Origin of the sequence: Lactiplantibacillus nangangensis (genome assembly GCF_005405065.1) — a bacterium.
GTDB classification, from domain to species: domain Bacteria; phylum Bacillota; class Bacilli; order Lactobacillales; family Lactobacillaceae; genus Lactiplantibacillus; species Lactiplantibacillus nangangensis.
Map to the genome: position 1 here is coordinate 14,527 of NZ_BJDI01000019.1, position 11,866 is coordinate 26,392.

13 protein-coding genes and 1 riboswitch are annotated in these 11,866 nt (G+C 44.7%); of the genes, 8 read left to right on the forward strand and 5 right to left on the reverse strand.

All coding sequences use genetic code 11. The features are described from left to right. Positions 1-499 precede the first annotated feature (499 nt). Complete coding sequence (gene greA / locus FFM70_RS12790) at positions 500-970, forward strand: transcription elongation factor GreA (protein WP_137617232.1); 471 nt, start codon at positions 500-502, stop codon at positions 968-970. Positions 971-1,621: 651 nt separating this feature from the next. Here the strand turns inward: greA and FFM70_RS12795 are convergent. Both FFM70_RS12795 and FFM70_RS12800 read right to left on the reverse strand, forming a co-directional pair. Then, positions 1,622-2,452 (reverse strand): aldo/keto reductase, encoded by an 831-nt coding sequence (locus FFM70_RS12795; RefSeq protein WP_137617233.1) that lies wholly within the window; start codon positions 2,450-2,452, stop codon positions 1,622-1,624. Positions 2,453-2,499: 47 nt separating this feature from the next. Continuing rightward, a complete protein-coding gene (locus FFM70_RS12800; RefSeq protein WP_137617234.1) occupies positions 2,500-2,973 on the reverse strand; it encodes a glutathione peroxidase in 474 nt (157 codons plus the stop codon). 151 nt (positions 2,974-3,124) lie between these two features. After that, positions 3,125-3,217: riboswitch (TPP riboswitch) on the forward strand. Between the two features lie 106 nt (positions 3,218-3,323). Between FFM70_RS12800 and FFM70_RS12805 the strand changes: the two genes are divergently transcribed. From FFM70_RS12805 to FFM70_RS12815, 3 genes are read left to right on the forward strand one after another with little or no spacing between them, the layout of a single operon-like run. Continuing rightward, entirely contained in the window at positions 3,324-3,899 is a 576-nt protein-coding gene (locus tag FFM70_RS12805) for an ECF transporter S component (protein ID WP_137617235.1), read from the forward strand. A 15-nt stretch (positions 3,900-3,914) separates the two neighbouring features. Then, positions 3,915-5,330: an ABC transporter ATP-binding protein gene (locus FFM70_RS12810; RefSeq protein ID WP_137617236.1), complete on the forward strand. Its 1,416-nt coding sequence runs from the start codon at positions 3,915-3,917 to the stop codon at positions 5,328-5,330. After that, the gene (locus FFM70_RS12815; RefSeq protein WP_137617237.1) at positions 5,331-5,990 is read left to right on the forward strand and encodes an energy-coupling factor transporter transmembrane component T family protein; all 660 of its coding nucleotides are present in this window, start codon (positions 5,331-5,333) and stop codon (positions 5,988-5,990) included. Between the two features lie 200 nt (positions 5,991-6,190). Here the strand turns inward: FFM70_RS12815 and FFM70_RS12820 are convergent, their stop codons facing one another. Then, the gene (locus tag FFM70_RS12820) at positions 6,191-7,705 is read right to left on the reverse strand and encodes an ABC-F family ATP-binding cassette domain-containing protein (RefSeq protein ID WP_137617238.1); all 1,515 of its coding nucleotides are present in this window, start codon (positions 7,703-7,705) and stop codon (positions 6,191-6,193) included. A gap of 312 nt (positions 7,706-8,017) precedes the next feature. Here FFM70_RS12820 and FFM70_RS12825 point away from each other — a divergent pair, with 312 nt between their 5' ends. Then, complete coding sequence (locus tag FFM70_RS12825; protein ID WP_137617239.1) at positions 8,018-8,401, forward strand: fluoride efflux transporter FluC; 384 nt, start codon at positions 8,018-8,020, stop codon at positions 8,399-8,401. Then, the gene (gene crcB, locus FFM70_RS12830; RefSeq protein WP_137617240.1) at positions 8,401-8,754 is read left to right on the forward strand and encodes a fluoride efflux transporter CrcB; all 354 of its coding nucleotides are present in this window, start codon (positions 8,401-8,403) and stop codon (positions 8,752-8,754) included. The genes FFM70_RS12825 and crcB overlap by 1 nt, the downstream gene beginning before the upstream one ends. Before the next feature lie 45 nt (positions 8,755-8,799). Here crcB and FFM70_RS12835 read toward each other — a convergent pair whose 3' ends face one another. Then, positions 8,800-8,994: a small multidrug resistance protein gene (locus FFM70_RS12835; protein WP_137617241.1), complete on the reverse strand. Its 195-nt coding sequence runs from the start codon at positions 8,992-8,994 to the stop codon at positions 8,800-8,802. Positions 8,995-9,132: 138 nt separating this feature from the next. Beyond that, positions 9,133-10,320 carry an acetate/propionate family kinase gene (locus FFM70_RS12840; protein ID WP_137617242.1) on the reverse strand — a complete coding sequence of 396 codons (1,188 nt, stop codon included), beginning with the start codon at positions 10,318-10,320 and terminating at the stop codon, positions 9,133-9,135. Positions 10,321-10,430: 110 nt separating this feature from the next. Here FFM70_RS12840 and FFM70_RS12845 point away from each other — a divergent pair, with 110 nt between their 5' ends. Together FFM70_RS12845 and FFM70_RS12850 are read left to right on the forward strand one after the other, a co-directional pair. Next, positions 10,431-11,294, forward strand: a complete 864-nt coding sequence (locus FFM70_RS12845; RefSeq protein WP_137617243.1) for an NFACT RNA binding domain-containing protein — start codon at positions 10,431-10,433, stop codon at positions 11,292-11,294. A 4-nt stretch (positions 11,295-11,298) separates the two neighbouring features. After that, positions 11,299-11,649 (forward strand): iron chaperone, encoded by a 351-nt coding sequence (locus FFM70_RS12850; RefSeq protein WP_137617244.1) that lies wholly within the window; start codon positions 11,299-11,301, stop codon positions 11,647-11,649. Positions 11,650-11,866: the final 217 nt, after the last annotated feature.

Here is an 11,866-nt window from a genome sequence, read left to right on the forward strand (position 1 = left end):
TTTCTTTGGAATCGCTACCAATACCGTCGTTTTTAGTAAACTCGGGCAACATAACAATTGTATTATTTAATTAATTTGCCTATACTTAAAGAGTTCGTAACTCCGTAGAGCGTGAGAAACTCTACGACTAGCCAAGGCTGTAAAGTCATTGGCTATTTTTTATGAGTGTAATTCAGGGCGACCAGCCACCGAGCATTGCCTAGCCAACCAATTACTCGGCGATTTTTCCGAGTTGTTGGTTAGCGTAGCAAGCACAGGTTGCTGCCCTGAATTACACGTTACGGCTATCTCAGTAGCCCTCGCTCCCCAATATAATAGTAAGTCCAACCCAAATAGTATTAATATCGCACGGTCACTCATGCACTAGTTTTCCGTTCAAAAAACACGCTCTCACATACGCAAACATTACAAAATTTTTTTCTAAAACAAAAATACAAATTTTCGGCAAAGTGCGTTAAACTATTCCCAGTAAAATCCAACAAATGCGAGGTTTTATCCTATGGAACCAACCTTTAATAAAATGACCCCAGCCGGTTATCATGCCATCGAACAAGAAATTGCTGATTTAATTGCGCAGCGACCACACCGCATCAAAGTTTTAGCCGCCGCTGCCGCGCTTGGTGATCGGTCCGAAAACGCTGAATACACCAATGCTAAACGAGACTTAGGTCGTTTGGAAAGTCGCGTCCGTTTTTTGAATAAACAGTTACAGTACGCCAAAGTTGTTGAACCAGCCGATAATGACCAGCTCGACATCGGTAAGTCAGTAACGCTAGAATTTATGGATGACCACGATCAAGTCACCTATCAACTGGTTGGCAAACAAGAAGCGAATTTAGAACAAAATAAAATTTCCTTCACTTCCCCAATTGGCGCCGCGCTCGATCATCACACCGTTAACGATGTCGTCACCGTCGCCGCCCCGAATGGCAGCTACCAAGTTAAGATTATCGAAATTCACCGTAGTTAAATTGAAAATAACGGCACTGCTCAGAAATTAATCGTCCAGTGTCACTTTTAAAATGGGATGAGGCCAAATCTTTTCAGCCTCATCCCATTTTAGTGTTTTTGATGACAATTATCGTTATAAACGGCTTTACATTATAAAGCCCAAAACCACTGAATCGTTAGTGATCAGCACTTGAAACTTAATAATCTAACGTTTTTGACGTAAAATACTAAAAAAAGAAAACCCTAATCTTTCTTTAATGGTTCTCAAATGACAGGACTGATGTAAGCGCTACAATAGACCCGTAAAGTAATCAGAAAAGGGTGAATGATGATGGTATTGAGTATTATTACTATTTTAGGTATGGGGTTAATTGCAGCAACGGGTGTCCATTTTGTGAATGCCTCACGGGCAATGCAAGTAAAGACGGTAGACCATCACACTGGTAAAATGCCCGCAAACCTCCACCAAATCGACTTTCTTTAGATCATTTAGTTGAGCTTTAAAGTTTGAACATTGTTTACTGACTAGTCTGTTTCCAGGACACAACTGGAAACCTGCTAGCCAGTTTTATTTTGCCCTGATTCCGTGGCAAACCGGCTCGACATTATTTAACTTCAGATGGGTTCAGCGCTAACAAAAAGATTGACCAGTAACGGCCAATCTTTTTGTCTAAAATTCTTGATAAACAGCTGGGTCTTGATTCTTCAAACGACCATCTGCCGAACTAAGCCCATTAATAGTCGCCATATCCGCAGCTGAAATTTCAAAGTCAAACAGATCCAGATTACCGGCTTGGCGCTTAGGCGTTGAAGACTTCGGAATTGGTAACGTCCCCAATTGTAACTCCCAACGTAAAATCAATTGACCAACATTTTTACCATATTCGGCAGCCAGTTGCTTTAGCGTTGGATTTTGTAACATCTCACTTGCACGACCAAGCGGGCTCCAATCTTGCGTCAAAATGCCATTAGCAGCGTCATAGTCACGTTGCGCTTGTTGATTGAAATAAGGATGTAATTCAATTTGATTAATGACTGGCAATACGCCAGTGGCCTTTTTTAGCCGGTCCAAATGAGCTGGCAAGAAGTTTGACACCCCGATAGACCGCACTAAGCCAAATTTTTGAGCATCGATCAAAGCCTGCCAAGCTTCAACATAGTGGTCTTCTTTCGGATTCGGCCAGTGGATCAAATAAAGATCATAATAATCCAAGCCAGCCCGATATAGGGACTCTTGAATCGTGTCGATGGCCTCATGATAATCATGATGACGCCCAGGTAACTTCGATGAAATGAGCAACTCTGACCGCGGCACGGATGAGCGTCGAACGGCCTCACCGACTGCGCCTTCATTTTCATAATTGAACGCCGTATCTAAGAGTCGATAGCCGCGATCAATCGCAGAATCGATCACATCGACACCGTGCGCGCCATTTAGTTTATAAGTTCCAAAACCAACTTTAGGCAGCGTTAGCCCGTCACGTAACGTATAAGTTTCCAAACCAAAATACCCCCTCAAATAATTATTATATTAATATCGTAGCATAATTACCGGTCAGCAAGGGCATCACGAATCGCCGTTTCAAATGTTTGTGGGCGGGTCGTTGGCGCGAATCGTTCTAAAACTTGACCATCCCGACCAATCAAGAATTTCGTAAAATTCCATTTGATCCGGCCATGCCCAGCCGCTTGCTTCAAATAACTAAATAATGGATCCGCGTCCTCGCCATTCACCATCACCCGTTTAGTCATCGGGAACGTCACCCCATAATGGCGTTGGCAATAATCATGGGTCGCTTCATCATCCGCTTTTTCTTGATGAAATTGATTTGACGGTAGCCCCAAAACCACGAGCCCCTCTGCCTGGTATTTTTGATAGAGAGCTTCTAAACCTTTAAATTGTGGCGCCAACCCACAGTTACTAGCCGTATTTACGACCAATAAAACTTGACCACGATAGGTTTCAAGCGACAGGTCTTCGCCGCTCATTTCAGTTTCTTTAAAATCATAAATTGTTGTCATCTTATCAACCTCCAACTCGTCGTGCAATTAATCTGCGAGCCTTACTTACTTAAGTAAAGCACAAAATCATGATTTTCCAATGAACTTTGCTCAATTATCGAAATTGCTAATTGCGTTGCCCTATGAATTCGGTTACACTAAAGGCAATCATTCATAGCAACTGGGGTGCCATTCGGCTGAGATAATACCCATTGAACCTGATCTGGATAATGCCAGCGTAAGGGAGCAATGCTTATTTGGGGAACCATCAATACGGACTTTAGCCGGTCATCATTAGTTGTCAAAACTAGTGATGACCGTTTTTTGTTCCACGGTGGCATGAATGATAACAACTTTGGGAGGTTTTTATAATGAAATGGGCAAAAGCATGGCAATTAAGTGACATTATTTTAATTGCGTTAATTGGGATTTTTTTTGGTGCGATTTTTATGGGGACTAACTACGTTTATGATGTGTTAACGGCAGCGTTGGCGCCGGTCGGACTATCTGGTTTAGCCAACGAACTGTTACTCGGATTATGGTGTATGCCGGGGATGCTAGCCGGTTACATGTTGCGCTTGAAAGGGTCGGCTACATTAGGCGAACTCTTGGCAGCTACGGTTGAAATGTTTTTCGGCGGTCAATGGGGAATTTCAACCTTGATCTCCGGTGTGACTCAAGGTTTCGGGGCTGAATTAGGCTATATCGTTACGCGTTACAAGCATTATGACTGGCTTGGTTTAACGGCTTCAGCGCTAACAACGACGATCGTCACCTTTGGCTGGGACTTAGCTCGGAATGGGTACTTCAAATTGCAATTATGGCTACTGATCCTATACTTCGTGGTGCGCTTCTGTTCAATGTTCTTATTTGGCGGCGTTCTGACCCGTTTAATCACCGATATGCTTGATCGGAGTCACGTTTTAAAATCGACCCACACTAACTAGAAACGAGGGAGTCCCATGGCGAACATTGCGCTGGAAAACTTAACTTACACATACCCTGAGGCGCAAGCGCCAACCCTGAATCAGATTCAATTCACGTTTAAAGCTCACCAATTTACGTTGCTGACGGGCCCATCTGGTACCGGTAAATCTACGCTATTGAAGTTAATGACGGGGCTACTAAAGCTACCCGCCAACCAAGGGTGCATTCGCTATAACGACCAACCATTAACAACCATCGCAGCGACTGAGCGGGCTGGCAAAGTGGCTTTAATGTTCCAAAATCCAAACCAACAATTCGCCATGGATACTGTCGAAAACGAGTTAATTTTCGCCTTAGAAAACCGGCAAGTACCCGCCAACGAAATTCAAGCGAAGCTCACGGCTGCCCTAGCCTTTGTTGGCATCAGTGAGTTACGCGAACGCAACTTAAGTCACTTATCCGGCGGTGAAAAACAAAAAGTCGCCCTGGCGGTGATCGTTGCCATGGATAGCGACGTCATCTTATTGGATGAACCCTTCGCCAGCGTTGATCCAGCGGCTCGAGCTAGCTTGCTCAAACGGCTCATTCAATTACGCGACCAAGCCGGTAAAACCATTATCTTAGCGGACCACGACCTCACTGATTATGAGACCCTCGTTGATCAAGTCGTGCGTATCACCCCCGATCGCCATTTGACTGCCGTTCCTCATGCAGATTGGTCGACCCTATTTGCCGACTTTGCGCGCACTGGACAGACCGACCAGCGTTGGAGGCTTCCAAATCAGCCAGCTAAACCACTCTTTCAGTTGCAAAAAGTTGCCCTAACCCAAGGTCGCCATCGACTCTTACAACCAACTGACTTAACGTTACTGCGACACCACAACACCTTGATTACTGGCCCAAATGGTAGTGGCAAATCAACTTTATTTGAAAGTTTGGTGCGTTTAACCGACTATGACGGGCAAATCAGCTATCTAACGGATGATATTCAAACGCTACGTCGAAAACGCTACGCTCGGCAAGTCGCCTTACTATTCCAAGACGCCGAGACCCAATTTTTAAACATTACGGTCGCAGAAGAACTGGCCCAAAGTCAGAAATATGCCTATGGCGACTATTTCACGCCAGCCCGAATCACGGCGGCCATGCAACAATTAAATTTAACTGGTCACGAAGACCAAGTCATTTATACCTTAAGTGAAGGTCAAAAAAAGAAGTTACAAATCTTATTAATGTTGATCATGCAGTCCCCAGTATTACTCATGGATGAGCCACTCAAGGGATTGGATCTAAAGTCAGTGCAAGCACTGGTAACGCTCTTGAAATCAACAATTGCGGAGACCCACCAGTCGCTAATTATTATCAGTCACCAATTGACAGGATTGGCCCCGCTGATCGATTACCACTTGCGCTTTGAACAACAACATTTACAATACCGGGAGGCGCTATAGATGAATCCCAGTATCAAGCTCTTATTATTGTTTATCATCGCACTAGAAATTTCATTCAGTCTAATTATCAGTCTAAATATCGCACTCGTTATTTTGGCAATCGGTTATTTGCTTTTACACCACACCAAATGTCGCACAATTGGCTGGCTGTTAATTGTGCCACTTCTGCCAGCCATTGGCTTGTGGAGTACACAATATATCAACGGTACTGGCAATAAGACCCTGATGGCTTGGGTGCTATTCACTCGAATCTATGCTTTCGTCTTTACCGGTGCGACCTTCACACTGACGACCAATATCTTGCAACTAGCCGATTCACTAGAACAAAACTGGCACCTACCATCTAAGTTTGCTTATGGCGTGTTGGCCGCTTATAATTTAGTCCCTAAAATTCAACATGAGGTCAAAATTATTCGCGCCGCGGGGTTAATGCGTGGCCAGCAACTTTCTTTCTGGTCGCCAAAGCTCTATTTCAAGGCGATTCTGGTCTCAATCAATTGGTCCCAAAATCTCGCCCAAGCGATGACCTCGCACGGTTTCGTTGAAGATGCACCACGCACCCATTACCGCCACTGCCCATTACGTTGGCAAGACTGGGCCATTTTCATCGTTGGTTTGGGGTTAATACAACTGGGACTTTTCGTAATACCTTGGTCATAATAGTGCGATTAAAGGCGGGTTGCGACCGAGCATTAACGTGGTATTGAGGATTATTCCCGGTTTTGGAGTAGTCCTCAATACCGGGTTAAGCGGAGGTCGTAGCCTTTAATCGCACGTTTCAGCAATATAACTAGCACCATAAAAATAAGCCTTCAGAAATCAACAAAATTTCTGAAGACTTATTTAGTGTGATCTCAAATTCACTGCTTAGCAGCTTCGATCTGGGCCCGCAACTGTTGAATCTCATCAGTTGAAGCCATTGGATCGGCCATCATTTGGTCATATTTAAACTGTAATAATGGTAGCTCTGACGGCGCACTAGCTTTAATCGCCACTTGATCAGGATCAACCAACCGTTGTTGCTTAAATTCAAGTGTCCGGGTCGTCACTTGTTGCCGGAAAACCACATCATGAGAAACAAAGATTACGGTACCAGGATAATTTTGCAAATAATCCGCCAGCGCATCGAGCGCGTCCACGTCCAAGTAGTTGGTCGGCTCATCCAACATTAAGACATTGTAGGCGCCGACCAAAATACTGACTAATTGCAACTTAACTAATTCGCCGCCACTCAGACCGGCCACGGCTTGGTCGTAAAATCGGGCTGGCAAGCCTAACGCGCCCATGATATTACGAATCGTTTGATCCGGTAACTGGCTGGCCGCCCGAACCGTTTGCCATACGGTCAAGTGACCATCCAAGGCAGTCATATCCTGCTGGAAAACGCCAATTTTAGCCGCTGGTGACACCGATAACCCACGACGGCCGCTTAAAATCGCCTTTAGCAATGTTGTTTTTCCACAACCATTAGGACCAACTAGCGCGACCCGTTCGCCGGGTTTGAGTCGAAAACTCGTTTGCCTCAACAACGTTTCATCATAGTTACGCAAGTTTAAGTCACTGGCTGAAACGACAGTCTTACCCGTAAACGCCGGAAAGTCAGTCGCCACTAATTTAAAACCGACCTGCGTAAACGGCTTAGTAACTGTCGATTCTCGGGCGGCCCGGGTCATTAAGTTCTTGGCACTTCGATCCATCTTCGCGGCAGTGTCTTCACGTAATGATCTAGACGCCGCACGTTCATTCGGTGTCATCCGCCGATTTCCTTTACGAATCCGTTGTGCCTTTTCCTTACGCGCCTGCATCGCTAACTTTAAGTCATGCTCATGGCGATTTTGGCGCGTATAGGCTGCTTGTTGAGTCGCAATCGTTTGGTTTCTTTGGGCTAAATAAGCCGCATAATTACCCGAATAAGCTTTAAAGACTTGCTGGTTGACTGCCCACGTTTGCGTCGTGACCGCGTTTAACAATTGGCGGTCATGCGAGATCAACAGCAACAGGCCATGATACTGGCGTAATTTTTTGACGAGCCAAGCCTGATGCGGTTCATCCAAATTTGAAGACGGTTCGTCTAAAATCAAGATTTCTGGCCGTTGACTTAACGCAGCTCGGACTCGGGCCATCATCGCCTGACCACCACTTCGATCTTGAGTTGGCGCAATCTGAGCCACATAAGTAATTGGTGTGTCGACTAACAGCTGTCCGGTATAGTCTTGATCAGTCCCAGTTAATAGATGGGCTAGCGTTGACTTGCCCGCGCCGTTACGGCCAACGATGCCAATATGGTCACCCCCATTGGCAATGAGTTGCTCAATGGTAAATAACGGCCGGCCATTGATCATTTTTTCAATCTTAGTTAATTTTATTTCAGTCATTCAAAATGCCCCCTTAAGATTCAGGGATTAATCGAGCACACAAAAAAAGCGCCCGCATTTAAGTTGTGGTCGCTGGTCATTTGGTCTCACCAGCGCAACTAATTAATCCCGAAAAAGACAGTCTACCCCTGTAATTTGAGTTCTGACTGTTCAGTTACTAGAATTAATTAGTTACGCACTGGCTGAAACCTCCGTGTTTTCATAAGATGGTTCATAGGTTAGCATGTTTTAATTTATTTTGCAACTCTCGCTGAGTTGTCACTAACTTGCACTTTCTGTAAACTAAAGGAATTGATTGAAAGGATGACTGGATTGAAAAAAGTTTTAGCAATTATTATTTTTGCAATGATCGGCGGTGGCTTACGTGAATGGCTCAATTTGCTAGTCAGTTGGCCACAACATTTCTGGATAACCGTAATTATCAATATTACCGGTGCTTTCTTACTCAGCTTCGTCACGACCCTACTCCCGGGGCGCTTACCTATCTCTGAACCAATCGTCACTGGCATGAGTGTTGGCCTGATTGGGAGTTTTACTACCTTCTCCACATTTACTTTTGAAACGCTACAGCTGATGCAACAAGGCCATAGCGTTTTGGTGTTGGCCTACGTTGGCACTAGCTTGGGATTAGGCTTACTCGCCGGTTTAGCGGGCAATGCTCTCAGTATCCACTGGCACCCAGAGGACAACAACTAATGCTAATAATGATTATTACGGTTAGTTTAGGATCGGCCTTAGGTGCTTTATGCCGCTACACCATCATGCAAGTCGCGAAACCAATTAATCAACGCTACGCCTTACCATGGGCGACACTTAGCATCAACTTACTTGGCGCGTTACTCCTTGGTTGGCTGATGACCAGTTCACTACCAGCTTGGTGGCAATTATTTCTAGGGACTGGCATCATGGGTGGGTTAACGACATTCTCAACCATGATCAATGAAATCGTCCTGTTAGCACAAAATGGCCGTTTGAAGCTAGCGAGTTGGTATTTGGGTTTAAGTTTGCTGGGCGGTTTAACCACGGTTTGGTTAGGCACTTTACTGTAACGAAAAAGGATTGAGCAAAATTCAGCTCAATCCTTTATTTTTAATTTAGCTATGAAATGGTATCGCTAAAAGTGCCAAGCCGCCGATTGCCGCTATCGCTAATCCGAGCCATAACACCACTCGTATCAAGAATAGGCCAATCAGGACCATCGCTACTAACCCTAGTAGCCAAAAGCCAACTTTAAAGACAACTTTTAGCAACCAGAATCCAATCACCAAAGCAATCAATAAACCGAGCATCTATCCGCGCCATGTTCGGCGCTTCCCTCCTTACGGTCGTCGCGACCGCTGGTTGAACATTAACTGTTCTTGTTCAACCAGTTTAGCATGTCAATCAGTCCGACACTAGCAACTTGACTGGACTTTAAAAAAGCTTAATCACTCTTGAATTGCCGCCACTTGGCGAACCATGGCTAACTCTTCATTTGTTGGCACTAACAAGACTTTGATAGCGGAATCAGCACTACTGATAACCCCTTCGTTACCAGCAGCATTCAAGTCAGCATCTAACTTAATTCCGAAAATTTGAAGTTCATTGATAATTTGTTGACGCAATTCGGCATTATGTTCACCGATCCCACCAGCAAAAATCACCGCATCCGCACCGTGTAATTCGGTCAAATAACTGCCGGCATACTTCGCAATCCGGTTAACGAAGATATCAATGGCTAATTTAGCACGTGGATTCGTGTGTTCCTGGGCTTTGATTTCACGCATGTCTGGTGAAATGCCAGAAACGCCTAACAGTCCAGCTTCATTATTCAACATCATCATAATTTCATTAGGATCAGTAATCTTAAGTTCCTTCATCAAGAATGGTAAGATTGACGGATCTAGATCGCCAGACCGCGTCCCCATCGTGACCCCAGTTAATGGTGTGAAGCCCATTGACGTATCAAAGGCTTTCCCATTTTTAACGGCGGCCAATGAAGCCCCGCTACCTAAGTGTAACGTGACTAAATCAACGTCATTCTTAGGCTTATTCAGCAATTCTGCCGCCCGACCAGTCAAATACCCATGGGAAATCCCATGTTCTCCATAGCGGCGAATATGGTACTTCTGAGTCAACTCGTATGGCAAACTATAGATCGCATTCATTTCTGGTAAGTCGGTAAAGAATTGACTATCAAAAACGGCGTATTGTTTTACGTCTGGCAACGTCTGCGCCATGGTTTCAATCCCCTTGGCTTCCATTGGATTGTGTAACGGTGCAAAGTTACTCAACCCTTTAATTTGGGCCAATACGGTTGGGGTCACTTCGACCGCCTGTTTGAAGGTTTCACCACCAGCGACGACCCGGTGGGCAACCGCAGTAATCTCACTGAGTGATTGAATAATTTCTAAGCGTTGTAATTCAGTCAACATCATTTGCGCTGCTTGACCTTGATCCAAATTATCAACAGTTGTTTCAAATTTTTGATGGTCACCATACTTGATTGTAAAGATTGAGCCTGGCATACTGATTCGTTCGACCAGTCCACTGGCTAAGACTGTTTCGGCTGGCATTTCAAATAACTGCCATTTCAAAGATGAACTACCGGCATTAATAATTAACGTTTTTTGCATCGTTTATCACGCTCCCTCTACTAGGATACCGAATTTTCATGAAATCTGCTCAATTATTTTGACTGCGGTATACTAAAAATAAGATTAATTTTAAAAAAGGACGGCCAAATATGTCAACTCAAGCCGAAACAACCGATGTCACCTTAGTTCAACAAGCGATGACGCGGCAAATTTTTCGCACTAATAAACAAATTGAAGCTTTAACCCGAGCTATCGATCGCGTCGATGATGCCACCGAACTCCAAGTTAAAGGGACCCTCTTAAAAACGTACGCGAGTCAGATCGACGGTCGTCATCATTTTGTCGAACTCCCTGACTATCGCCAACCAGATCATAAGCTAACCATTCAACTCGATATTACGAAATCAATTATGGCGAATGCCGAAGCTTATTTCCACCAATATCGTAAGGACAAACGTGGCTTACAAACGGTCATCAGTAATCGTGACCAAGCCCAAGCTGACTTAAAGCAACAATTAGCACGGCAGGCCAGCTTTGACCCTGAAAACGCCGTTCAAATCGCCGAAATCAAACAACAGCTAATTACCGAGGGGGCGCTCAAGACCAAAGTTTTGCATTCTTCGAAGGCCCCTGAGCCCGCCCATCCGCGGCGTTTTTACACTACTGATCACGTGTTGGTTGAAGTCGGTAAAAATAGTGACCAAAATGATCACTTAACTTTGACAGCGCGCAAAGATTATTACTGGATGCACGTTAGCGAACTCGCGGGGTCCCACGTTGTCATTCACAGTAACCATCCGAGCCAACAGACCCTGGAAGAAGCGGCGGTGTTAACTGCCTACTATAGCAAAGGTCGCAAATATCCGCGGGTTCCGGTCGATGTGCTCAAAGTTAGCCAATTGCGCAAGCCTAAAGGTGCGAAGTCTGGTTTAGTCACCTTTTCAGGGAAAGCCGCAACGATTACCGTCCGGCCAGACGCTGAATTAGTTAAACAATTGAGAGTCGAGGAATAAGACCATGAACCCAATCGAAGCCTATATTAACGCCGCACCAACTGACTACCAGCCAGCCTTAAAAGCCCTGCGAACGACGATTTTAACCGTCCTACCAGATGCTGAAGAACAGCTAAAGTACCAAATGCCAACCTTTTATTGGCACGAAAACGTGATCCACTTTGCGTTGTACAAACACCATATTGGCTTATATCCAACGCCAAGTGGTGTGACTGCTTTTGCAACCGAACTCACCACCTATAAAACCAGTAAGGGCGCCATTCAGTTCCCACTTGACGCCCCACTGCCGTTAGACCTAGTCCGCCGCATTACGGCTTTTCGCAAACAGGAAATCATTGAAAAATATCAGCTGTAATTAGTCAATTTCTGCTAAAAATGAGTTTAGTTTTTTGAACTAAACTCATTTTTCAATTGGACAAAAAAAGAGGTCACCATTGGCAACCTCTCTGCTACTGGGTCAAGCGACGACATGAACCTAATCATGTGAGCTCAATTGAATTAAGCTCAACGCTCGAAAAAAACAATCCGTTTACAACGTATGTTAGGCATAATGCCATTAGAACTTAATCTAC

What these genes read in the sequence shown, in the direction of transcription:
- FFM70_RS12845 (WP_137617243.1), top strand. Translation starts at nt 10,431, where the DNA reads ATGTCAACTCAAGCCGAAACAACCGATGTCACCTTAGTTCAACAAGCG.
- FFM70_RS12815 (WP_137617237.1), top strand. Translation starts at nt 5,331, where the DNA reads ATGAATCCCAGTATCAAGCTCTTATTATTGTTTATCATCGCACTAGAA.
- FFM70_RS12800 (WP_137617234.1), bottom strand. Translation starts at nt 2,973, where the DNA reads ATGACAACAATTTATGATTTTAAAGAAACTGAAATGAGCGGCGAAGAC.
- FFM70_RS12850 (WP_137617244.1), top strand. Translation starts at nt 11,299, where the DNA reads ATGAACCCAATCGAAGCCTATATTAACGCCGCACCAACTGACTACCAG.
- FFM70_RS12840 (WP_137617242.1), bottom strand. Translation starts at nt 10,320, where the DNA reads ATGCAAAAAACGTTAATTATTAATGCCGGTAGTTCATCTTTGAAATGG.
- FFM70_RS12810 (WP_137617236.1), top strand. Translation starts at nt 3,915, where the DNA reads ATGGCGAACATTGCGCTGGAAAACTTAACTTACACATACCCTGAGGCG.
- FFM70_RS12835 (WP_137617241.1), bottom strand. Translation starts at nt 8,994, where the DNA reads ATGCTCGGTTTATTGATTGCTTTGGTGATTGGATTCTGGTTGCTAAAA.
- greA (WP_137617232.1), top strand. Translation starts at nt 500, where the DNA reads ATGGAACCAACCTTTAATAAAATGACCCCAGCCGGTTATCATGCCATC.
- FFM70_RS12805 (WP_137617235.1), top strand. Translation starts at nt 3,324, where the DNA reads ATGAAATGGGCAAAAGCATGGCAATTAAGTGACATTATTTTAATTGCG.
- FFM70_RS12820 (WP_137617238.1), bottom strand. Translation starts at nt 7,705, where the DNA reads ATGACTGAAATAAAATTAACTAAGATTGAAAAAATGATCAATGGCCGG.
- crcB (WP_137617240.1), top strand. Translation starts at nt 8,401, where the DNA reads ATGCTAATAATGATTATTACGGTTAGTTTAGGATCGGCCTTAGGTGCT.